General features: G+C 59.1%; 25 protein-coding genes. 12 read left to right on the top strand and 13 right to left on the bottom strand.

The features are described from left to right. Window positions 1-256: 256 nt before the first annotated feature. Window positions 257-1,315: a PA0069 family radical SAM protein gene (locus BWR59_RS05075; protein ID WP_081564561.1), complete on the bottom strand. Its 1,059-nt coding sequence runs from the start codon at window positions 1,313-1,315 to the stop codon at window positions 257-259. 193 nt (window positions 1,316-1,508) lie between these two features. Between BWR59_RS05075 and BWR59_RS05080 the strand changes: the two genes are divergently transcribed. Continuing rightward, window positions 1,509-2,168, top strand: a complete 660-nt coding sequence (locus tag BWR59_RS05080) for a dual specificity protein phosphatase family protein (RefSeq protein WP_081564562.1) — start codon at window positions 1,509-1,511, stop codon at window positions 2,166-2,168. Window positions 2,169-2,298: 130 nt separating this feature from the next. Here BWR59_RS05080 and BWR59_RS05085 read toward each other — a convergent pair whose 3' ends face one another. Together BWR59_RS05085 and prlC are read right to left on the bottom strand one after the other, a co-directional pair. Next, window positions 2,299-2,586 carry a YheV family putative zinc ribbon protein gene (locus tag BWR59_RS05085; RefSeq protein WP_081564563.1) on the bottom strand — a complete coding sequence of 96 codons (288 nt, stop codon included), beginning with the start codon at window positions 2,584-2,586 and terminating at the stop codon, window positions 2,299-2,301. Beyond that, window positions 2,583-4,634: an oligopeptidase A gene (gene prlC / locus BWR59_RS05090; RefSeq protein ID WP_081564564.1), complete on the bottom strand. Its 2,052-nt coding sequence runs from the start codon at window positions 4,632-4,634 to the stop codon at window positions 2,583-2,585. The genes BWR59_RS05085 and prlC overlap by 4 nt, the downstream gene beginning before the upstream one ends. A gap of 90 nt (window positions 4,635-4,724) precedes the next feature. On the opposite strand from prlC, the gene BWR59_RS05095 reads away from it, so the two are divergent. Beyond that, on the top strand, window positions 4,725-5,273 hold the full coding sequence (locus tag BWR59_RS05095; protein WP_081564565.1) for a gamma carbonic anhydrase family protein: 549 nt from the start codon (window positions 4,725-4,727) through the stop codon (window positions 5,271-5,273). Window positions 5,274-5,377: 104 nt separating this feature from the next. Further along, window positions 5,378-6,028 carry an HAD family hydrolase gene (locus BWR59_RS05100; protein ID WP_081564566.1) on the top strand — a complete coding sequence of 217 codons (651 nt, stop codon included), beginning with the start codon at window positions 5,378-5,380 and terminating at the stop codon, window positions 6,026-6,028. Window positions 6,029-6,083: 55 nt separating this feature from the next. Here the strand turns inward: BWR59_RS05100 and BWR59_RS05105 are convergent, their stop codons facing one another. After that, a complete protein-coding gene (locus BWR59_RS05105) occupies window positions 6,084-7,148 on the bottom strand; it encodes an aminopeptidase (RefSeq protein ID WP_081564567.1) in 1,065 nt (354 codons plus the stop codon). Between the two features lie 107 nt (window positions 7,149-7,255). Here BWR59_RS05105 and BWR59_RS05110 point away from each other — a divergent pair, with 107 nt between their 5' ends. Continuing rightward, entirely contained in the window at window positions 7,256-7,672 is a 417-nt protein-coding gene (locus BWR59_RS05110) for a hypothetical protein (protein ID WP_081564568.1), read from the top strand. Between the two features lie 37 nt (window positions 7,673-7,709). On the opposite strand, the gene BWR59_RS05115 is transcribed toward BWR59_RS05110, so the two are convergent. Both BWR59_RS05115 and BWR59_RS05120 read right to left on the bottom strand, forming a co-directional pair. Continuing rightward, window positions 7,710-7,943 carry a DUF1161 domain-containing protein gene (locus tag BWR59_RS05115; RefSeq protein WP_081564569.1) on the bottom strand — a complete coding sequence of 78 codons (234 nt, stop codon included), beginning with the start codon at window positions 7,941-7,943 and terminating at the stop codon, window positions 7,710-7,712. A 142-nt stretch (window positions 7,944-8,085) separates the two neighbouring features. Then, window positions 8,086-8,517 carry an OsmC family protein gene (locus BWR59_RS05120; RefSeq protein ID WP_081564570.1) on the bottom strand — a complete coding sequence of 144 codons (432 nt, stop codon included), beginning with the start codon at window positions 8,515-8,517 and terminating at the stop codon, window positions 8,086-8,088. A gap of 290 nt (window positions 8,518-8,807) precedes the next feature. Here BWR59_RS05120 and BWR59_RS05125 point away from each other — a divergent pair, with 290 nt between their 5' ends. After that, a complete protein-coding gene (locus tag BWR59_RS05125; protein WP_081564571.1) occupies window positions 8,808-9,809 on the top strand; it encodes an LLM class flavin-dependent oxidoreductase in 1,002 nt (333 codons plus the stop codon). Window positions 9,810-9,915: 106 nt separating this feature from the next. On the opposite strand, the gene BWR59_RS05130 is transcribed toward BWR59_RS05125, so the two are convergent. Together BWR59_RS05130 and BWR59_RS05135 are read right to left on the bottom strand one after the other, a co-directional pair. Further along, window positions 9,916-10,140, bottom strand: a complete 225-nt coding sequence (locus BWR59_RS05130) for a DUF1161 domain-containing protein (protein ID WP_081564572.1) — start codon at window positions 10,138-10,140, stop codon at window positions 9,916-9,918. Between the two features lie 144 nt (window positions 10,141-10,284). Further along, on the bottom strand, window positions 10,285-10,500 hold the full coding sequence (locus BWR59_RS05135; RefSeq protein ID WP_081564573.1) for a dodecin: 216 nt from the start codon (window positions 10,498-10,500) through the stop codon (window positions 10,285-10,287). 201 nt (window positions 10,501-10,701) lie between these two features. Between BWR59_RS05135 and BWR59_RS05140 the strand changes: the two genes are divergently transcribed. Then, a complete protein-coding gene (locus BWR59_RS05140) occupies window positions 10,702-11,028 on the top strand; it encodes a DUF883 family protein (protein WP_081564574.1) in 327 nt (108 codons plus the stop codon). Here BWR59_RS05140 and BWR59_RS05145 read toward each other — a convergent pair whose 3' ends face one another. Next, complete coding sequence (locus tag BWR59_RS05145; protein WP_081564575.1) at window positions 11,029-11,928, bottom strand: LysR family transcriptional regulator; 900 nt, start codon at window positions 11,926-11,928, stop codon at window positions 11,029-11,031. It abuts the gene before it with no gap. A gap of 124 nt (window positions 11,929-12,052) precedes the next feature. On the opposite strand from BWR59_RS05145, the gene trpB reads away from it, so the two are divergent. The 3 genes from trpB to BWR59_RS05160 all read left to right on the top strand — a co-directional run bounded on the left by trpB (window position 12,053) and on the right by BWR59_RS05160 (window position 15,269). Then, window positions 12,053-13,273 (top strand): tryptophan synthase subunit beta, encoded by a 1,221-nt coding sequence (trpB, locus tag BWR59_RS05150; protein ID WP_081564576.1) that lies wholly within the window; start codon window positions 12,053-12,055, stop codon window positions 13,271-13,273. Further along, on the top strand, window positions 13,273-14,082 hold the full coding sequence (gene trpA / locus BWR59_RS05155; RefSeq protein WP_081564577.1) for a tryptophan synthase subunit alpha: 810 nt from the start codon (window positions 13,273-13,275) through the stop codon (window positions 14,080-14,082). Before trpB ends, trpA begins: the two co-directional genes overlap by 1 nt. A gap of 689 nt (window positions 14,083-14,771) precedes the next feature. Further along, entirely contained in the window at window positions 14,772-15,269 is a 498-nt protein-coding gene (locus BWR59_RS05160; RefSeq protein ID WP_081564578.1) for an anti-virulence regulator CigR family protein, read from the top strand. Window positions 15,270-15,357: 88 nt separating this feature from the next. On the opposite strand, the gene BWR59_RS05165 is transcribed toward BWR59_RS05160, so the two are convergent. After that, a complete protein-coding gene (locus BWR59_RS05165; protein ID WP_081564579.1) occupies window positions 15,358-15,690 on the bottom strand; it encodes a DOPA 4,5-dioxygenase family protein in 333 nt (110 codons plus the stop codon). An 85-nt stretch (window positions 15,691-15,775) separates the two neighbouring features. Between BWR59_RS05165 and BWR59_RS05170 the strand changes: the two genes are divergently transcribed. Next, the gene (locus tag BWR59_RS05170; protein ID WP_081564580.1) at window positions 15,776-16,444 is read left to right on the top strand and encodes an NAD(P)H-binding protein; all 669 of its coding nucleotides are present in this window, start codon (window positions 15,776-15,778) and stop codon (window positions 16,442-16,444) included. Window positions 16,445-16,491: 47 nt separating this feature from the next. On the opposite strand, the gene BWR59_RS05175 is transcribed toward BWR59_RS05170, so the two are convergent. After that, the gene (locus BWR59_RS05175) at window positions 16,492-17,442 is read right to left on the bottom strand and encodes a LysR family transcriptional regulator (RefSeq protein WP_081564581.1); all 951 of its coding nucleotides are present in this window, start codon (window positions 17,440-17,442) and stop codon (window positions 16,492-16,494) included. A 114-nt stretch (window positions 17,443-17,556) separates the two neighbouring features. On the opposite strand from BWR59_RS05175, the gene betC reads away from it, so the two are divergent. Together betC and choX are read left to right on the top strand one after the other, a co-directional pair. Further along, window positions 17,557-19,062, top strand: a complete 1,506-nt coding sequence (gene betC / locus BWR59_RS05180) for a choline-sulfatase (RefSeq protein WP_081564882.1) — start codon at window positions 17,557-17,559, stop codon at window positions 19,060-19,062. A gap of 38 nt (window positions 19,063-19,100) precedes the next feature. Continuing rightward, window positions 19,101-20,030, top strand: coding sequence for a choline ABC transporter substrate-binding protein (gene choX, locus BWR59_RS05185; protein WP_081564582.1), 930 nt, complete (start codon window positions 19,101-19,103; stop codon window positions 20,028-20,030). 96 nt (window positions 20,031-20,126) lie between these two features. On the opposite strand, the gene aroE is transcribed toward choX, so the two are convergent. After that, window positions 20,127-20,954 carry a shikimate dehydrogenase gene (gene aroE, locus BWR59_RS05190; protein WP_081564583.1) on the bottom strand — a complete coding sequence of 276 codons (828 nt, stop codon included), beginning with the start codon at window positions 20,952-20,954 and terminating at the stop codon, window positions 20,127-20,129. Further along, window positions 20,951-21,874, bottom strand: coding sequence for an oxygen-dependent coproporphyrinogen oxidase (gene hemF, locus BWR59_RS05195; protein WP_081564584.1), 924 nt, complete (start codon window positions 21,872-21,874; stop codon window positions 20,951-20,953). Before hemF ends, aroE begins: the two co-directional genes overlap by 4 nt. Window positions 21,875-22,009: the final 135 nt, after the last annotated feature.

The raw sequence follows: 22,009 nt of genomic DNA on the forward strand, positions 1-22,009 counted from the left end.
ATTGAAGTGGATTTACCAGTGATTCCCGTGGATGACCCACTTTTTTCAGGCAATACGGACAATTCCATCTGTACGCGACCAGCCGGTCACTTGCTAAACACCTTAACGGCAAAAACTTAATTGAAACTGAATGCATCGCTCTAGATCGCGGGTCTCGCTTAAGAAATTCTTAATCCAGGCCCCGGTTTCTACCGTCGACCGGTAGCCGGCCGGATTGCTGCAGAGCACACCTACAGATAGATAGACGTCACCTGAGTCACAACAATGACATCTGCCCTCCCGGCGGACAGAACGCCTCGCAGTCGAGCTTGAAACTGTCCCGCTGGTTCAAGCCGAGCCTCTTCACAGCGATACTGTAGCGCTGCGCCAGCAACTCGGCGAACACACCCTCGCCACGCATCCGAGAGCCAAAACGGCTGTCGTAAACCTGCCCGCCGCGACTCTGCCGGACCAGACTCATCACATGCTCGGCTCGCTGCGGATAATGCGCCTTCAACCATTCTTCGAATAGCGGCGCAACCTCCAGTGGCAAGCGCAACATCACGTAACTCGCGCTCAAGGCTCCCGCAGCCTTGGCCTCGGTCATCAGCTTTTCCAGCTCCATGTCGTTGATCATCGGGATCATTGGCGCCAGCAGTACGCCGACTGGAACACCCGCATCCCGTAGCACCCGAATCGCGCGCAGCCTCGCTTTGGGCGCTGCGGCACGAGGCTCAAGAATGCGTTTGAGCTCATCGTCCAGAGACGTCAGGCTGATGAACACCGACACCAGTCGCTGTTTCGCCAACTCGGCGAGCAGATCCAGATCACGCAGAATCAGCGAGCCTTTGGTGATGATCGTTACCGGATGACGATAGCGCAACAGCACCTCGAGCGTGGCGCGGGTGATTTTGTATTCGCGTTCGATGGGCTGATACGGATCGGTATTGGCGCCCAGCGTGATCGGCGCAACGCTGTAACCCGGCTTGGACAGCTGTTGCTCCAGAAGCGCGGCGGCGTTGGTCTTGGCGATCAGTCTGGTCTCGAAATCCAGCCCCGGCGACATGTCCCAATAGGCGTGACTGGGCCTTGCGTAGCAATAAATGCAGCCATGCTCGCAGCCACGATAGGGGTTGATCGAGCGATCAAACGGGATATCCGGCGATGAATTGCGCGCGATGATGCTCTTCGCGGTTTCCAGGGTGACGGTAGTGCCTTGCGTCAGCGGTACTTCCTGATACCAGCCGTCATCCTCGGCCACAGAGCGATTGGGCGCGAAGCGGTTGTGCGGGTTGGTGGCGGTGCCGCGTCCGCGGGGTGGCAATGAGATGGACATGCGGGCAATCCTGATAACTGTTCATGCATACAGTATCTTGAATCCCTTATGCTCTCCACGCTCAACCCCGAAAAAACCACGGATCGGCGATCAACGGCATCAACACGGCTTTGACATTTGCCTCACATCGCATTCACCCCACACCGCGCAGACTCGCGAATCCTGTCCCTGCTTGCTCGAACGGTGTTGCTCGATGCGTACTCAACTTATCCTGCCGCTGGCAGCTTTCCTTTGCTCGTTCGCTCAGGCCGGCGAATATTCCGTTTCGTCACCCAGGCCAAGTCAATGGGCGCAGCCGATCGACACCCACTACAACCTCTATGAAATGACTCCAACGCTCTACCGTAGCCGCCAACCGGATGCGGCTGCGCAGCCGCTGTTGAAGAAACTGGGGGTCGTGACAGTCGTGGACTTCATCAAGGAGAGCGACAGCAAATGGCTGTCTGACCCGTCCGTGGCCCAGGTGCAGATTCCATTGCAGACCGTTCACGTCGATGACGCCGACATGATCCAAAGCCTGCGCGCTATTCGGACAGCGCAAGAGAAAGGACCGGTGTTGATCCACTGCAAACACGGGCTTGACCGCACTGGCCTGGTAGCCGCGATGTACCGGATCGTTGTGCAGGGCTGGAGCAAACAGGCGGCGCTGGATGAAATGGAACATGGAGGCTTTGGCGATGCCGATGACCTCAAGCACGGCATCGATTACATCAACAAGGTTGACGTGGATGCGTTGAAGACGGCGCTGGACAGCGGGGCGTGCAGCACAAGCGCGTTTGCGAGCTGTGCAATCAAGGGGTGGTTTCAGAAGACCGATGTGGTGGGTGTGCAGACGATTTTGTGGCGGCTGTAGGGTCTCCCCGCTCTGTTAGCAGTCTGGCTTGCCGATAGTAGCGATCAAAAAACCGTCACCGCCGGCAAGCCGTGCTGCTACTGAAAGTTCGCGGATGTCAAAACAGCCGCGAAACGGGACTCGCGTTAAATCAGCTCGGATCAACCGGCTTTTTCAGCTTAGGATTCGGGAAGAACTGCACTCCCTGCACCTTGGGCCCGGCCGGTTTAGCAGGGGTCTTGTTGACCCGTGTGCCCAGTTCTTTCGGGATCGACTGGCCCTGAGCATTGAGCGTGTCCGAATACCCGCAATGCACGCATTCGCGATGCGGCACGTCGTCTTCGCTCCACATCATCAACTTGTCGGGCTCGCTGCACGCCGGGCAGACAGCCCCGGCGATGAAACGCTTCTTGGTAATCACATGGGGTGTATCGGTCATGCTGCCGCTTCCTCACTCAAGCCGGAGTGGCGCAAGAGTGCGTCAATCGAAGGCTCGCGTCCGCGGAAGTCGACGAACAGCACCATCGGCGCCTGCGAACCGCCACGGGCCAGAATCGCCTCGCGGAAGGCACGACCCGTTTCGGCATTGAGCACCCCGTCTTCTTCGAACTTGGAGAAGGCGTCTGCCGAGAGCACTTCAGCCCACTTGTAGCTGTAGTAGCCCGCTGCATAACCACCCGCGAAGATGTGCGCGAAGCTGTTCGGGAAGCGGTTGTAGGCGGGCGGACGCATGACCGAGACCTCGTCGCGAACGCCTTCGAGCACTTGCAGGGTCGTGCGGCCGTCGCCGTGGGTGGCGTGCAGTTCAAAGTCGAACAGCGAGAACTCCAGTTGGCGGACCATCATCAGGCCGGACTGGAAGTTCTTCGCCGCGAGCATTTTCTCAAGCAGATCCTGAGGCAGCGGTTCACCGGTTTCGTAGTGACCGGAAATCAGCGCCAGACCTTCCGGCTCCCAGCACCAGTTTTCCATGAACTGGCTCGGCAGCTCGACTGCATCCCACGCCACGCCGTTGATGCCCGAGGCACCCGCGTGTTCGACACGGGTCAGCAGGTGATGCAAGCCATGGCCGAACTCGTGGAACAGGGTCGTGACTTCATCGTGGGTCAGCAGGGCAGGCTTGCCAGGCGACGCCGGGGTGAAGTTGCACACCAGGTTGGCGACCGGGCTTTGCAGCGAGCCTTCCAGGGTGCGACGACGATCACGCGCGCCGTCCATCCACGCACCGCCACGCTTGTTGGCACGGGCATAGAGGTCGAAGAAGAAGCGGCCGACGTGCTGGCCGTTTTCCTTGATTTCGAACAGACGAACGTCTGGATGCCAGGTGTCGAAGCCTTTCTGCTCGGCGATTTCGATGCCGTACAGTTTTTGCACGATGGCGAACAGGCCGTTCAACACCTTGTCGATCGGGAAGTAGGCGCGCAGGGCTTCCTGGGAAACGCTGTAGCGCTGCTCGCGCAGCTTCTCGGCATAGAAACCGCTGTCCCAGCTTTGCAGGTCCGGGCAGCCGTGCTCAGCGGCGTAGGCTTTCAGTTGTTCCAGATCCTGGGCAGCGAAGGGTTTGCTGCGCTTGGCCAGATCACGCAGGAAGCTCAGCACCTGATCGCTGGACTCGGCCATCTTGGTTGCAAGGCTCAATTCGGAGAAGCTGGCGAAACCCAGGAGCTTGGCCAGTTCCTGACGCAGGTCGAGAATCTGCTCCATGACCGGACCGTTATCATTCTTGCCGGCATTTGGGCCCTGGTCCGACGCACGGGTGCAGTAGGCCGCGTAGACTTCTTCGCGCAAAGCGCGGTCCTGGGCGTAAGTCATCACCGCGTAGTAGCTCGGGAATTCCAGAGTAATCAGATAACCGTCGAGGTCTTTAGCCTTGGCCGCAGCGGCCATTTGCGCCTTGGCCGAATCGGTCAGGCCGGCGAGGGTGGCTTCGTCGGTGACGTGCTTGGTCCACGCCTGGGTGGCGTCGAGCAGCTGGTTGGAAAACTGGCTGCCCAGTTCCGATAGCTTGCTCTGCACTTCGGCGTAACGCTTTTGCTGCTCAGGCGGCAAGTCGATGCCCGACAAACGGAAATCACGCAACGAGTGCTCGAGGATGGTTTTCTGCGCGACGTCGAAACCAGCGGCTTGCGGGCTGTTGGCCAGGGCTTCGAAAGCCTGGAACAGCTCGCGGTTCTGGCCCATTTCAGTGGAGTAGGCGCTCAACCCTGGCAGGCAGGACTCGTAGGCTTCGCGCAGTTCGGCGCTGTTGCACACGGCGTTCAAGTGGCTGACCGGGCTCCAGGCAGCGCCCAGGCGGTCGTTCAGCTCGTCCATCGCCAACACCAGGCCGGCCCATGTAGGCTGCGCACCTTGCTTGGCGAGGATGTCGGCAATCGCGGCGCGGTTGTCGGCAAGAATCTGGTCGATAGCAGGTTTTACGTGCTCGGCGCGAATCGCCGAGAAAGGTGGCAGGTCGTAGGATTGCAAAAGAGGGTTGTTCGCGCTCACGGTTTGGCACCTTGGCTGGAAGAAACACCTGAGCATCTTAATTACAATCTGCGCTGACCGCAGCTATCAGCGCCAGAGAAGGAATCTATTGTGGCTATTCGCACATTCCAGAATCACACCCCGGCCCTTGGCGAACGGGCGTTTGTCGATCATTCGGCCATCGTTATCGGCGATGTCGACATCGGCGACGACAGCTCGGTATGGCCATTGACCGTGATTCGCGGCGACATGCACCGCATCCGAATCGGTGCTCGCACCAGCGTGCAGGATGGCAGCGTGCTGCACATCACCCACGCAGGCCCTTTCAACCCGGACGGCTTCCCGCTGTTGATCGGCGATGAAGTGACCATCGGTCACAAGGTCATGCTGCACGGCTGCACGATCGGCAACCGGATTCTGATCGGCATGGGCAGCACGATCATGGACGGCGCGGTGGTCGAAGATGAAGTCATCATTGGCGCTGGCAGCCTGGTGCCGCCAGGCAAACGTCTCGAAAGCGGGTTTCTGTATGTCGGTCGACCCGTGAAGCAGGTCCGGGCATTGACGGAAAAGGAAATCGCCTTCTTCCCTTACAGCGCCAGCAATTACGTGAAGTTGAAAGATCAGCACCTGGCTGAAGGTTTCGACAAACCCCTATAGCAGTCCCGCTTGCAGGCGATGGAAGACTGAAACCGCCACCGCCGGCAAGCCGTGCTGCTGCACATGCCACGCGTTGCACCGATTCACAGACTTCGAGAGAACACATGCATTACCAGAATATTCTGTTCGACCTGGACGGCACCCTGACCGACCCACGGGAAGGCATCACCCGTTCGATCCAGTTCGCTTTGAGCAAACTGGGGATCGACGAACCCGACATCACGCAGCTCGAGCACTTCATCGGCCCGCCACTGCTGCAGCAGTTCATGCGCGCTTACGATTTCGACGAGGCCAGGGCGTGGGAGGCGGTAGGCTTCTACCGCGAGCGCTTCAAAGTCACCGGGCTTTACGAGAACCTGGTGTTCGACGGTGTGTTCGAATTGCTCGACATGCTTGCGGATCAAGGCCGAACCTTGTTTATCGCGACCTCAAAACCTTGGGTGTTCGCCCATGAGATCGCCCGACATTTCGACTTTGCGCGCCACTTCAAGCTGATCTACGGCAGCGAACTGGACGGCACACGCACCGATAAGGTCGAACTGATCCGGCATTTGCTGGAAGAAGAAAAGCTCGATCCCAAGCAGACGCTGATGATCGGCGACCGCAAGCACGACTTGATCGGCGGCAAGCGCAACGGGCTGGATGTGGCGGCGGTGGGATATGGATTCGGCAGCAGGGAAGAGCTGGAGGCCGAGGCGCCGACGTATCACTTCGGCTCGTTGAAGGAGTTGCATCAGGCGTTTCTCAAGTCCTGACAGCCACACAAAACCTGTAGCCGCCCGGCCGGACGGCTACAGGGTCATGTTGTGATCAGGCGGGTTTCATCAACCTCTCCAACGCGGCCTTGCGCTCATCCTTCGGCAAGCCGCCCATCTTCTCGACAGCGACAAAGAACGCCAGCCAATCGCCCTTGACCTGCCTGAACAGCGCCTCGAACGACGGCACCCACTGGTCGTATAGCCCGATTGGCAGTAAGCGGGCGTTGTTCATGGGGGCGTAAACCCAACTGTCAAAACGCTTGTCGCCACCCCATTGGCTGTCGCGCATCTGTCGGTATGCACTGCGCAAACGATCGAACTCTTCAGCCTTGCGCTGGCGCATGACGTCGGGGCTCAACGGCTCGGCATACAGCGCCTTCAGACGGTCGCGAGTCTCGAGCGCCAACTGGGTCAGCTGGTCACGACGCTGAGCTTCGGACGATGCGGTCTCTGCAGGCAATCCCCGCGCCGCACGCCACTGCCGGGTGCCTTCCTCTTCGACAAACGTGGCATAGGACTCGTTGAACTCGCTGTCGTCCTTCACATAGAAGCGCTGGTGCGCCAGCTCATGAAAAATCAGCGTCGCCAGACGTTCATCGCCCCAGTTCATCATCGAGCTGATGATCGGGTCATTGAACCAGCCGAGCGTCGAATACGCCTCGACACCGCTGACATACACGTCCTTGCCGTCGAGCTTCTGCAGCGCCGCTTCCCCTCGCGCCGCACCCTGATCGTAGTAACCGCGATAGGCCACGCAGCCAGCGATGGGGAAGCAGTGGGTTACAGGGTCGAGAGAGAATTCGTCGGTGGCAAAGACGTTCCACACCACATAACGGCGATGGATGTCGGCGTACAGGCGATAGCTTTTGTTGTCAGGCAGATGCAGGTGTTCGCTGGCGAAAGCGCGAGCCTGTTGCGACTTGAGTAAATGGTCGCGCAGCTTCGGATCACGTTGTGGATCGGCGATGACATCGGCCACCGGTTCGCGCGCCTGCAGCAACGCCAACTGGCCGCTCGCCAATTGCGTGTAATAGGAAAGACTGGAACAGCCGCTGAGGAGTAAAATCGCCAGCATCGGCACACCGCGCCGCAACCACAAGATGTTCAATAGATTCATGCAGCGGCCTTAGTGTCGAAACAGAGAGTGCACACCAGCAGCGTTATGCCGGAGAGCCAGCCTCTGACGCAACCACCATCGCCATCTGCCTGAATGCGGAGTCTGTCATGCGCCTGCCCCTGTCGATCATCGCCCTCGGTCTCCTCGCTGGATGCGCAGGCCCGTTGCCTGCCGTCGATCCGCAAAAAGCCTGGGTCGACCTGCACACCTACACTGGCAAGACACTCATGTCCGACAAGCTGGATGGCGTGCGCACGGAAGATGGTCGGTTTTTTCAGGTGACGCCCGGCAAGCATAAGCTGGAAGTGCGCTATGACTACGACTACGCACCCGGAGGTCTGGGGCTTTCGATAGCGATCTATAACGAGCTGACCTGCTACGTCACGATCAACTACGACCATTTCGAAGCCGGCCATCGTTATCGCCTGGACGTGCGCAATATCGCCAACAGCATCGACGCGCAACTGCGCGACGAGCAGCGCAAGGTGTTGGCGGAGGAAGGGGAGATTTTTTGTATCCCGTAACGATGGCTACGGGATATTTTCAACTCGTTCGTGACCCTTACCGATCATTCTTCTGATAAATGATCTTCTTTGTGCCGTTCTCGCATGAGCCCACGACCATGTTCTGGTCGTGCACCTCTTCATTGCTGACGACTTCCAGGGTGTAGGAACTGACGTTCTGCGCCTGGATCTTGGCTTCGATCTCGGCTTTCAGCTCTTCGCAGGGCTTGGGAGCGGCGAACACGCTGGTGGTCAGTGCGCTGATGATCAGGGTTGCGGCGATGCGTTTCATGCTCGACTCCTTCGATGCCGTGCGACTCGCACCGGCCCTGCATATGACCTTGTGACCCCGAAGCGGTTCTCGGGCCCCTGAAATGAAAAATGACCCGCTGCACTCAAGCACGCGGGTCATCGGATAGTACGGCGGCGCTGGATCAGCTCACCAGTGTGGCATCCAGAGTGATCTTGGCGTTCAAGACTTTGGAAACCGGGCAGCCTTCTTTGGCCATGGCGGTCAGCTTGTCGAACTGCTCCTGAGTCGCGCCAGGCACTTTGGCTTTCAGGGTCAGGTGTACAGCGGTGATGGCAAAGCCGCCATCGACCTGGTCCAGCGTGACGTCTGCAGTGGTGTCGATACTGTCGGCTTTCAGGTTTTCGCCGCCGAGAATCATCGATAGGGCCATCGAGAAGCAGCCCGCGTGAGCCGCGCCGATCAATTCCTCAGGGTTGGTGCCCTTGCCGCCTTCGAAACGCGCTTTGAAACCATACGGTGCTTCACGCAGCACGCCGGTTTCGGTGGAGATGCTGCCAATACCTGTTTTCAGGTCGCCTTCCCAGTGGGCGGATGCTTTCTTGACGATGCTCATGGTGTCTCCTCGATGAAAAAAGTGCGATTGCGTCGCACGTGGACCAAAAGTCTGAGGAGTGTAGGCGGGACTTAGTTCAACAGTTATGACGCCCGTGCTTTATTTGCTGATTTTCAGAAGTGGAAATCCGACCAAATTAGTAGGAAATTTCCTCTTGCCCATTGCAACCTAAAAATCCGGCCGTATCCTAGGGCCTTAACGCAAATATTTAGGCTTAACGCAGGTTTTGCTCTCGCGTCTCCCAAGTCCGAGGCGCCCGACCAAGCCCCCAAGAGGATCGACAGCGGCCTATGAAACGATTAGCTGATGTGAAGATTTCCACCCTTGACCTGGTTCCGGTTCGCGAAGACAAAGGCCCGGCCGTGTCGCTGCGCAACTCGCTGGACCTGGCGCAACACGTCGAAAAATGGGGCTATAACCGCTTCTGGGTCGCCGAACACCACAACATGGATGGCATCGCCAGTTCCGCGACCTCGGTGCTGCTGGCCTATCTGGCGGGCGGCACTTCGACCATTCGTGTCGGATCCGGCGGCGTTATGCTGCCCAACCACGCGCCACTGGTGATCGCAGAACAGTTCGGTACCCTCGCGAGCCTGTTTCCGGGCAGGATCGATCTCGGTCTGGGCCGCGCGCCTGGTTCCGATCAGATGACCGCCCGTGCCTTGCGCCGCGAACGCTCCGGCAGCGCTGACGATTTCCCGGATGACGTCGCAGAGCTGATGAGCTACCTCGGCCCGCGTCAACCGCATCAACGCGTGATCGCCGTTCCCGGCACCAATACCAATGTTCCGATCTGGCTACTGGGCTCAAGCCTGTTCAGCGCGCAACTGGCCGGTCAGCGCGGTTTGCCCTATGCCTTCGCCTCGCACTTCGCACCGCGCTTCATGCACGAGGCGATCCGGGTCTACCGCAATCACTTCCAGCCTTCAGAGGTGCTCGACAAGCCTTACGTGATGCTGGGCGTGCCTCTGGCGGCGGCCGACACTGATGAGCAGGCCGAATACCTGGTGACTTCGGTTTATCAGCGCATTCTCAATCTGATGCGTGGGCAGAGCCTGATGCAGAAACCCCCGGTCGACAGCATGAACGGCCTGTGGCTGCCCCATGAGCGCGAAGCGGTGATGGATTTCCTGGGCCTGGCGATGGTCGGCGGCCCGGAGAAGATCCGCGCCAAGCTGGATGTGCTGCTGGAACAGACCGATGCCGATGAACTGATCTTCACCTGCGACATGTACGAGCACGCCGACCGGTTGCGCTCGTACGAGATTCTGGCGCAGGTGGCCAAAGGCTGATTGGGCAAGCATTTCTGTAGCAGTCCCGGGATGGGTAAAAGAACAACATTCAGGCATAAAAAAACCGACGCCAAATGCGTCGGTTTTTATTTGTCTATGGGCTGAGTCAGCCGCGTTTGTAGACGATTTCCTTGCTGCCGCCTTCGCAGGTGCCGACGACTTTTCCGTCTGCGGCGCTGCCTTTGTCTACCGCCTCAAGCGTGTAAGACGACACGCCGTTTGCCTTGATCTTCGCGTCGATGTCCGCCTTCACGTCATCGCACGATTTGCCGGCTGCAAAGGTGGTGCCCGCAATACTCAACAACCCTACCGCCAAAAGAATCTTCTTCATCGGTCACACTCCCTCGTCAGGCGCTTTTCAAGCGTAAGAGGCCGCTCGTCAGGAGCGGCCCGTCACATTTTCCTCGCGTCCGAATTCACGAACGGCGCGGTATGTATAGCGAAGGTTGTGGCAATCAGCCAGTGTAAAAGTTCATCAACTGTTGTCGATGCGGAAGCCAACCTTGATCGTCACCTGAAAGTGCGCCACCTTGCCATCCTTGATGTGCCCGCGGGTTTCCAGCACCTCGAACCACTCCATGAACTTCACGCTCTTAGCGGCCTGGGCAATTGCATTCTGAATCGCATCGTCGATGCTGGTGGTCGATGAACCGACCAGTTCCAGGATCTTGTAGGTGTGGTGATCTGTCATGGCAGTGCTCCTCAAGTTGTCTCAATTGCAGCGTAGCAGCGAAATTGCGCCCTACGACCGCCGTGGCTTTCCTATCTGTCAGGCGCCATTTGCCCCCGAAAAGTTCACAAGAAACGGTACTTCGAAACACGCACTGCACTTTCTGAAAACCCTGTAGTCGGAAACAACACACGCCACTCATCACTGCAGGAGAGTCAAATCATGGCATTCACGTCATCCCGTAAAGCGTCTTTGCAAAGCATGGAAGCGGAGATCGAGAGTCTGCTCAAGTCGTTGGAGAGCTTGAAGTCGGACGCTTCGGACGAGTCGCGCAAAACCCTGAAGACCCTGAAGGCCAACGCCGAAAGCGCGCTGAGCCATTCGCGCAGCCTGCTGAGCGATGTCTATGAAGACGTCAAAGTGAAAACCCGCGAAACAGGCGTTGCCACCCGTGACTACGCACAGGAACACCCTTGGACTACAGCGGGTGTCGCCGTGGGTGCGGTCGGTCTGCTGGCGGCCTACTTGCTCTGCAAACGCGGTAACTGATTACACCTGACCTGAACGCGCCAGCTCTTGTCCGAGCCATTGGGCAAGTTGCCGGGCACGCCCTTCGGCGGCACGTTTGGGCACCCATAACGCCAGTTGCGCCGGGGTTTCACTGAAACCCCATGGCGCAGCGAGGCGCCCGGCTTTCAAATCGTCAGCTACCAGCGGCTCCGGGGCGATGGCAATTCCAAGGCCCGCTACGGCAGCCTCAAGCAAGTAATACAGATGCTCGAACCCCTGACCGTAATGCAATGTGTCGGGATCGATGCCGTTCTGCTTCGCCCAGCTGGGCCACGCTTGCAACCGTGACTTCGTTTGCAACAGGGGTTCGTTACGCAGCGCTTGGGCAGGTGCGTGAGATAACGCTTCGAACCGGGCGAACCGCGGGCTCAACACCGGGCCAATGCGTTCCTTCGCCAATTCGAAAACCTGCATGTCGGCAGGCCACGGCGGTTCAGCGAACACCAGCAATGCATCCAGACCGGGACGCCGCGGATCAAGATCGCCTTCGCCAGCCGACAAGTGCAGGCGCAAGTCTGGCAGCTCTGCATTCAGGCGCCCCATTCGCGGGATGAACCAGCGAGCCAGCAAACTTCCCGAACATCCCAGGACGAACGGTGCGTCGGCGCTGCCTTGGGCCAGCTCAGCGCAGACAGTGCGCAGTCGATCGAATGCTTCGCCGCTGGCGTCCCGCAGACGAACGCCTGCATCTGTGAGTTTAAGGCCGCGCCCATCCTTGCTGAACAGACTCACGCCCAGATGCTCTTCGAGGACTTTCAATTGTCGGCTGACCGCGCCGTGGGTAACGTGCAATTGGTCCGCCGCCTGGCTGACGCTGTTAAGCCGGGCAGTGGCTTCAAAGGCACGCAGTGCGTTCAGCGGGGGGAGATCTCGACTCATGGTATCTGTGAGTTTTTCTGACAGGTTGCGCCGATCTTATCGGTTTTCATCCACCGATGCGCTGGTTAAAGTGTGTTCACTGCCTCAACGGCTAAATCTATTCGTCACCCCGGAGGTCTTCACCATGACTCAGACCCAATACAGGAACGGCCCGGATGACCGCGGCATGTTCGGCGCATTTGGCGGTCGTTACGTTGCTGAAACCCTGATGCCGCTGATCCTCGACCTCAATCGCGAGTACGAAGCCGCGAAAGAAGACCCGTCCTTCCTCAAGGAGCTGGCCTACTTCCAGCGCGATTACGTGGGCCGTCCAAGCCCTCTGTACTTCGCCGAACGCCTGACCGAGCATTGCGGCGGGGCGAAGATCTACCTCAAGCGCGAAGAGCTGAACCACACCGGCGCGCATAAGATCAACAACTGCATCGGCCAGATCCTGCTGGCTCGCCGCATGGGCAAGAAACGCATCATTGCCGAGACCGGCGCTGGCATGCACGGCGTGGCGACCGCCACCGTGGCTGCGCGTTTCGGTCTGGAATGCGTGATCTACATGGGCACCACCGACATCGAGCGCCAGCAGGCGAACGTGTTCCGCATGAAGCTGCTCGGCGCCACCGTGATCCCGGTCGTTGCCGGCACCGGCACCCTGAAAGACGCGATGAACGAAGCTCTCCGTGACTGGGTGACCAATGTCGACAGCACGTTCTACCTGATCGGCACCGTCGCCGGCCCGCACCCGTATCCGGCGATGGTTCGCGACTTCCAGGCCGTGATCGGCAAGGAAACCCGCGTACAGTTGCAGGAACAGGAAGGCCGGCTGCCTGACAGTCTGGTGGCGTGCATTGGCGGTGGCTCCAACGCCATGGGCTTGTTTCATCCATTCCTGGATGACACCACCGTGCGCATCATCGGCGTAGAAGCAGCCGGTCACGGCATCGACACCGGGAAGCACGCAGCGAGCCTGAACGGCGGCGTTCCAGGCGTTCTGCACGGCAACCGTACTTTCCTGCTGCAGGACGACGATGGCCAGATCATCGATGCTCACTCGATTTCCGCTGGCCTGGATTACCCTGGCATCGGTCCTGAACACGCCTGGTTGCACGAGATCGGCCGTGTCGAATACACCTCGATCACCGACGACGAAGCGCTGGCCGCGTTCCACCAGTGCTGCCGCCTGGAAGGCATCATTCCGGCGCTGGAAAGTGCCCACGCCCTGGCTGAAGTCTTCAAGCGCGCACCAACGTTGCCTAAAGATCACCTGATGGTGGTCAACCTGTCCGGTCGCGGTGACAAGGACATGCAAACCGTCATGCACCATCTGGATCTGTCCAAGCAGGAGAAACACTGATGAGCCGCCTGCAAACGCGCTTTGCCGAGCTGAAAGAACAAAACCGGGCCGCTCTGGTGACCTTCGTCACCGCAGGTGACCCGGCGTATGACACCTCGCTGGCGATCCTCAAGGGTCTGCCGAAAGCGGGGGCTGACGTGATTGAGTTGGGCATGCCCTTCACCGATCCGATGGCCGACGGCCCGGCGATCCAGTTGGCGAACATTCGCGCACTGGAGGCCAAACAGAACCTGGCGAAAACCTTGCAGATGGTCCGCGAGTTCCGCACCGAAGACAGCAACACGCCATTGGTACTGATGGGTTACTACAACCCGATCCACAACTACGGTGTCGAGCGCTTCATCGCCGAGGCTCAAGAGTCGGGCGTCGATGGCCTGATCGTCGTCGACCTGCCGCCTGAGCATAACAACGAACTGTGCGACCCGGCGCAGGACGCAGGTCTGGACTTCATTCGTCTGACCACGCCGACCACCGACGACAAACGCCTGCCAACCGTCCTCAACGGCAGCTCGGGCTTCGTTTACTACGTGTCGGTTGCCGGTGTGACCGGTGCGGGCTCGGCCACCATCGAGCACGTCAAGGAAGCCGTCGCTCGCCTGCGTCGTCACTCTGACCTTCCGATCAGCGTTGGTTTCGGTATTCGCACACCTGAGCAGGCTGCTGCCATCGCTCGCGTCGCGGATGGCGTCGTGGTGGGGTCGGCATTGATTGACCAGATTGCGAACGCCCAGACGCCGGAAAAAGCGGTGAGTGGCGTGCTGGAACTGTGTTCGACGTTGGCACAGGGTGTCCGCAGCGCCCGCGCTTGATACCAGCGCTCCATCGCGATTGTAAGAAAAGGCTCGCTTCGGCGGGCCTTTTTTATTGCATAGGCGTTTTCTGAAAGTGGATTTTCAAGTGAAGGAGTAAACCTGGCAGCCCACCATCATGGAGACATTGAAATGAAAGTCGGAAGCGCCAGAACCTTGATCCCGCATCGGGTTAATGAAGGAGCTTTGTCCATAAGTTCCAGACTTAAACAGCATCTTACGAGTGTCGGAAACACCGCGAGTGTCAAATCCAGCGAAGGGCCGGCTACAGATGCACCGCAGAAGAAATCAGTCCAGTTTGCCCCGACTGCAACACTCAGAGATGTAAACGGTAACGACACTACCGTTGACGCAAAACTGCCGCCAATCGGTCAAGAGCCCCGAAGTTCGCGCTCCAGCAGCTTGAAGGGCAGCTTGCGACCTCTTGAGCAGAATCAAAAAACCGGTGCCGCGCCTGGTTCTGGCGAGCCGAGGCTGCGTTCTCCTGAAGGGGTTGGTTACAGCGCTTGGGTTGCCAAGGACAACGCATTTATTTACTAGGGGTCGGCCCGGCCCATCTGCCCTGAGTAAAGATTCTGATACAAAGGAATCTAAGTCTTCGTTAGCAGACTAAGCAGTACAGCAAAGGGGTTCAGGACCCGATTCTGAACCCCTTTTTGCTGTCTCGAATTTGCTCAGGAGCACGCTACATGAAAGTCTCGAATCGTTTGATCGCAGGGTTGGGCGTACTGATGCTCAGCGCCAGCGCGCTGGTCCAGGCGGCACCGCCTGATCAACGTGGCGGCCATGACGACAACGGCCCCGGCCAGCATCAGGACCATGGCCCGCAAGGGGGTCCGCAGAATAATCGAGGCAATGATCACGGCAACGATCATCGCAATGACCAGCACGCTGACAACCGTGGCAACGACCGTGGGGGACGTCCGCCGCAAGACTTCGGCGACGTTCGCCGCACGATTCAGGAGCACCGTGAAGTCATCGGGCGCGGCCAGCCGCTGCCGCCGAACATTCATGTTGTGAAGGGTCACCCACTGCCGCGCGGCTATGGTCGTCGTCTGGATGATCGTTCGCTGCAGTACCTGCCGCGGTATGACGGCTATGAATGGCGTCGCCTAGGCACTGACGTAGTGCTTGTGGCCATCGGCAGCGGGATCGTTTACGAAATTCTGGATGGCGTGTTGAATTAAGCATCGACCCCGATTCAGCACGGCTTGCCGGCGGTGGCGTCTTAGACCGCTGGCGCTGGCAAGCCGGACCGCGATAGGGATTCGTCCGTCAGCGCCTGAACATCCCCACGTTCAAATCCCGAATCCCTCCCATCCAGATCGCATGCCTGGTGTGGTCGGCCAAGTCATCGCCGGTGTTCGGGTGCGTGAAAATCACCAGGCCGTCGCGATGCAGTGCCAGATGCAGCATCACGTCAGCAAACTTCTCATGCTCGAACGCCAATTGGCAGCTCCAGTCAGGATGCGGCCCCACCGGGCGCTCGTGTACTCGCCCCATGCGGATATCGAATTTCGCCGCAACGCTCTCGCACAACGCGCGGGCTTGCTCGATGGTCTGGGCATCGAAATAAACGTGGGCGTGATAGCCCTCGACAGGTGACATGTCCGGTCCTCCTAAAACGTGGAACAGCCCAATGCGCTGCTAGTCTCAAATAGGGAGAGTTATCCACAGTCCCGGATCAATTGCCATGAAGAATGCAGAAACCCCGGTGATGAAGGTTGTGCTGTTTGGCGCACTCAGCAGCTTCGGCAGCGCGTTGATGGCCGAATTGCTGCGCCGCCAGCATGAGGTCATCGCGATACTCGATGATCTCAACGCTCTGGCGCCACGGCCGGGTTTGCGCACAAAGGCAGGCAATCTGTTCAGCGCTGATCGGGTGTGTGAAAGCATCGCTGGTTGTTCGGCCGTCATCTGCCTGCTCGACGCCAAGGTGTTTCCCGTTGGCCCCGAACACGACCGCAAGCCCAAGAACCTTACCCCTGAAGAGCAATTGATCGCTGCGCAGAACGTTTTGGCCTGCCTGATGCGCATGCAGATCAAGCGGCTGATTCTCGTCGCGGACATCCAACTGCTACAGGGCCAGCCTCTCGCCGATTATCAGGACCCGGATCTCGACCAATTCCAGGCATCAGCGTTGATCGTCGATTCATTGCGCAATAGCGATGCCGATTGGACATTGGTCAGTGCACCACAGGGTGTCGCGGGCCTGAGTATCGAGCACTTCAGCCAGACCGGCGGGACGGTGGAACCTGGCCTGCAGGTACCCCTGGAGGTTCTGGGCCGGGTGGCGGCAGGTATCGCCGATGAACTCAGGCTCAATGCCCATGTGCGGCAATACGTGAATTTTGTTGTTTGAGCGGAGGCAAGCGTGTACGCCTCCATATCTGCGCCGCCGTAGCCCCTTTACACAGCAATCGACGGCATCGGCTTGCCCACCAACGAATCCCCGCTCAGCGCCTGTTCACTTTTCAGCCAATCGACGAAACGCTGCACGATCTGCACGCGTCGTTTGCGTTGCGGCAGGACGATGTAATACCCATAAGCCGAGATTGCCGTGGCTTCGATCGGGCGGCACAACAGGCCCTGCTCCAGCAAGTCATCCACCAGATGCCGCCAGCCGATCGCAACGCCTTGCCCGCCAATCGCGGCCTGGATCAGCAACGTGTAGTTGTCGAATCGTAACTGACCCGGGGCAGGGGCCTGAGCGATGTTCAATGCCCGGAACACGCCACCCCAGTCAAACCAGTTGGTGCTGGTCTCACCGCGCAGGTGGAGCAGCGGGAACTCTTTCAGCGCTTCGGTCTTCAATGGGAGAGGACGGTCGGCCAGCAACTTCGGACTGCACACCGGAAACACTTCCTCGCTGAACAGCCAATGGCTTTCACCCTGTTTGAAGCGTCCATCGCCAAACAGCACGGCCACGTCGATATCCGCTCGCAACATGTTATGACTGCGCTCGCTGGTCACCAGGCTGACGTCCACATCGGGGTTGTCTTTGTGAAAGCGGTGCAGACGCGGCATCAACCAATAGGCAGCGAAGGCGAAGTCGGTGGCCACCTGCAACACCTCGTGCTGGTGCTGCTCGGTAATCAGGCTCAAACCCGCATCCATGGACTGCAATCCGGTCTGCACGTGGTTGAACAGAATTTCCCCGGCGTCGGTGAGTTCGATACCGCGATAAATGCGATCGAACAGGCGCGTTGCCAGTTGTTCTTCTAACCTTTTGATTTGCTGGCTAATCGCCGGTTGGGTCGTGCCGAGCTCGACGGCTGCTGCGGTGAAACTGCGCAGACGGGCGGCAGCTTCGAAACCGCGAAGCAGATCCAGCGACATGTCACCAAGGGCTTCAAACATAAGCGTGGCTTATCCTAGGCATTGTGTTCTATGGGCTTTACCGCTGATCCCATGGGTCTCATTCTCTGGAACAGCAATTTCGCATAAATATTCACTATGGAATGCCGCGAATACATGAAGCGCAAGAACATTCTTTTCATCATGGCCGATCAGATGGCCGCGCCGATGTTGCCGATTTACGCCTCATCTCCAATCAAGATGCCTAATTTGAGTCGCCTCGCCGCCGAAGGCGTGGTGTTCGACGCTGCCTATTGCAATAGCCCGCTGTGCGCGCCGTCCCGTTTTACCTTGGTCAGCGGTCAGCTCCCGAGCAAGATCGGCGCCTACGACAACGCTGCCGATTTCCCGGCTGACGTCCCGACTTACGCCCATTACCTGCGCCGACTCGGCTATCGCACTGCGCTGTCGGGCAAAATGCATTTCTGCGGGCCTGATCAATTGCACGGGTACGAAGAACGTCTGACCAGCGATATCTACCCCGCCGACTACGGCTGGGCAGTGAACTGGGACGAGGCTGACACGCGCCCCACCTGGTACCACAACATGTCGTCGGTACTGCAAGCCGGCCCGTGCGTGCGCACCAACCAACTCGACTTCGACGAAGAAGTTGTCTTCAAGGCCCAGCAATACCTGTTCGACCACGTGCGTGAAGACGGTGATCAGCCGTTCTGCCTCACGGTGTCGATGACCCACCCACACGACCCGTACACCATCCCCAAGGAATACTGGAATCTCTACAACGACGACGAGATCCCGATGCCGCCTGCGCCGCCAGCACAGGCCGATCAGGACCCGCACTCTCAGCGACTGCTCAAGGTCTATGACCTCTGGGACAAGCCGCTGCCGGAACACAAGATTCGAGATGCCCGCCGTGCGTACTTCGGGGCGTGCAGCTACATCGACGACAATGTAGGCAAATTGCTGAAGACACTGGAAGACACCGGCCTGGCCGACGACACCATCATCGTGTTCTCCGGCGATCATGGCGACATGCTCGGCGAGCGGGGGCTCTGGTACAAAATGCACTGGTTTGAAATGTCCGCCCGTGTACCGTTGCTGGTGTACGCTCCGGGGCAGTTCAAGGCCGGCCGCGTGAAGGCCGCCGTGTCCACCGCCGATCTGTTGCCGACCTTCGTGGCAATGGCTCAGGGCGAGCTGGAAGCCGGTCTGCCGCTTGATGGCCGCTCGCTGCTGCCGCACCTGGAAGGCACTGGCGGTCACGACGAAGTATTCGGCGAGTACATGGCCGAGGGCACCAACAGCCCGTTGATGATGATCCGGCGCGGCGCTTATAAATTCATTTATTCGGAACAGGACCCATGTCTGCTGTATGACGTGAACAACGATCCGAAGGAGCAGGAAGAGTTGAGCCAGTCTGAGGCTCATCGCGACCTGTTCAATGCGTTCCTGGCTGAAGCAAAGGCCAAATGGGACATTGCGGCGATACACCACCAGGTGCTCGCCAGCCAGCGTCGTCGGCGTTTCGTCGCCGAGTCTCTGGCCCTCGGCAAGCTGAAGAGTTGGGATCACCAGCCGCTGGTAGACGCCAGTCAGCAATACATGCGCAACCATATCGACCTCGACGATCTGGAGCGCAAGGCCCGTTATCCACAACCTTGAACCCTGCCAACACCTAGAAAACCAAAAAGGGGCACACCATGATGAAGTTGTTCACAACGCTGGCGGTTGGGGTCATGAGCATGAGCGGCGTGGTGGCATATGCCGCTGACGCAGCCAGCTGCAGTACGGTGAAGATGGCCGATCCAGGCTGGAGCGACATCGCCGCAACCAACGCCACGGCGGGCTTTTTGCTCGATGGCATGGGTTACAAGGCCAAGGTCGATACGCTGGCGGTGCCGATTGCCTATGGTGGTCTCAAAGACGGTCAAATGGACGTTTTTCTGGGCAACTGGATGCCTGCGCAGCAGGGCTTCTATGACAAGTTCATCGCCACCGGCGATGTAACCCAATACGCGAAGAACCTGGAAGGCACCGAGTTCACCCTCGCCGTGCCGGACTATGTCTACGACGCGGGTGTGCATAACTTCGCCGACCTGAACAAGTTCGCCGACAAGTTCCACAAGAAGGTCTACGGCATTGGCTCGGGGGCCCCGGCCAACGCGTCGATTCAGGAGATCATCAAGAAGAACGAGTTCGGCCTCGGTGACTGGAAACTGGTCGAGTCGAGCGAGCAGGCGATGCTGGCCGAAGTACAGCGCAACGTGAAGAAGAAAGAGTTCGTGGTCTTCCTCGGCTGGACCCCGCACCCGATGAACGTGCAGATCAAGGGCATGCACTATCTCAAGGGTGGCGAGAAATACTTCGGTGACACTGGCAGCGTTTATACGGTGACCCGTAAAGGCTACGCCGACGCCTGCCCGAATGTGGCCAAGTTGTTCTCCAACCTGACATTCACCCAGGATATGGAGAACACCATCATGAAGAACGTGGTAGACAACAAGATCAGCAACACCGAGGCGGTCAAAGCGTGGCTCAAAGAAAACCCGGCTGTGCTTGAAAAGTGGTTGAGCGGCGTAAAAACCCTTAATGACAAGGATGCGCTGCCAGCGGTGAAGGCCAAGTTGTAAACCAGTCTCAGAATCGCGTTTGAACCTGCAGCAGTCCGGCTTGCCGGGGGTGGGGTCCATGGGATCGCCACCGCCAGCAAGCCGGACTGCTACAGATCACTGCTCAGCCATCAACCGCCGCAACTGCGCCAGCACCGGCGCCGAATCCGGGCGCACACCACGCCATAGAAAGAACGCCTCCGCAGCCTGTTCCACCAGCATCCCCAGGCCATCCACCGCTCGCTCCGCCTTGTGCTCGGTCGCCCAGCGACAGAACGCTGTCGGCTCCTTGGCGTACATCATGTCGTAGCAGAAGGTTTCGCCCGGCTGAATCAAACTCGGCGCAATCGGGGGCAGCTCACCGGACAGACTGGCCGACGTCGCGTTGATGATGATGTCCACAGGCTCTTCCAGCCAGTCATAACCGGCGGGCAGAACAGGCCCGATGTCAGCGAACTCTTTGGCCAGCCATTCAGCCTTTTCCACCGTGCGGTTGGCCACGACCAACACATAAGGCTCCTCGGCCAGCAATGGCTCCAGCGCCCCACGCACTGCACCACCAGCGCCCAGCAACAGGATGCGTTTATCCTTGAGCGTTACACCATGATTGACCTTCAGGTCCCGCACCAGCCCGGCGCCGTCAGTGTTGTCGCCGAGCAAACTGCCGTCAGCCTGCTTCGCCAGGGTATTCACTGCACCCGCACGACGTCCGCGCTCGGTCAATTGATCCGCCAGACGATAAGCCTCTTCCTTGAACGGCACAGTGACGTTGGCGCCTCGACCGGTTTCGAAAAACTGCCGGGCGCACGCAGTGAAGCCGTCGAGCGGCGCCAGCGCCGTCTGGTAGTCCAGCGACTCGCCGGTCTGCTCGGCGAACAAGCGATGGATCAGCGGCGATTTGCTGTGCGCGATGGGGTTGCCGAAGACGACGTAGTGATCGGTCATTGATTCTGTTCCTCGGCGAGCCAGTCGCGATCCTGCAGGAAGTACTCGGTCAGGCGCGCTTCTTCGCTGCCCGGCGCGGCTTTCCAGTCATAACCCCAGCGAACCTGCGGCGGCAGCGACATGAGGATCGACTCGGTGCGCCCGCCAGATTGCAGCCCGAACAGCGTGCCGCGGTCATAGACCAGATTGAATTCCACGTAACGGCCACGACGAAACTCCTGGAACTCGCGTTGCTGCGCCGTGTAAGAGATGGCCTTTCGGCGTTGCACGATTGGCAGATAGGCCTCGACAAAGGCATCACCGATGGCGCGCAGGAAAGCGAAGCTGGTGTCGAAATCCCACTCGTTCAAATCATCGAAGAACAGACCGCCCACGCCACGCGGTTCGTTGCGATGCTTGATGTGGAAATAGCGGTCGCACCAGGCTTTGTAACGCGGATAGACGTCGGCCCCGAACGGCGCGCAGGCCTGCTCGGCAACGCGGTGCCAATGCACGCAGTCTTCCTCGACGCCGTAATAAGGCGTCAGATCGAAACCGCCGCCGAACCACCAGACCGGTTCTTCGCCTTCTTTTTCGGCGATGAAGAAACGCACGTTTGCGTGTGAGGTCGGAACATGTGGGTTATGCGGATGCATCACCAGCGACACACCGAGAGCCTCGAAGCCGCGGCCAGCGAGTTCCGGACGATGAGCGCTGGCCGAAGGCGGCAGACCCGCACCGAAGACATGGGAGAAGTTGACGCCGCCTTTTTCGATGACGTTGCCGTTTTCGATCACGCGGGTCCGGCCGCCACCGCCGGCCGGTCGCTCCCAGGCGTCTTCGACGAAACGGGCGCCGCCGTCTTCGTTTTCCAGCGCGGCGCAGATCCGGTCTTGCAGATCAAGCAGGTAGGCTTTGACGGCATCGGTGCGAGAGGACATGGCAGTACCTTGAATAAGGTGAAACGGTATTTTTGAGCGTCGTCTTGAATACAGCGTGCCGCCGAACGAATCGGTTCAGCGCAAACGGGCGCTCGAAATTGGCGCGTAGCATATCACCGGCCAGTCCGGTGCCGC

This window comes from Pseudomonas sp. Bc-h (assembly GCF_002080045.1).
Lineage (GTDB): Bacteria > Pseudomonadota > Gammaproteobacteria > Pseudomonadales > Pseudomonadaceae > Aquipseudomonas.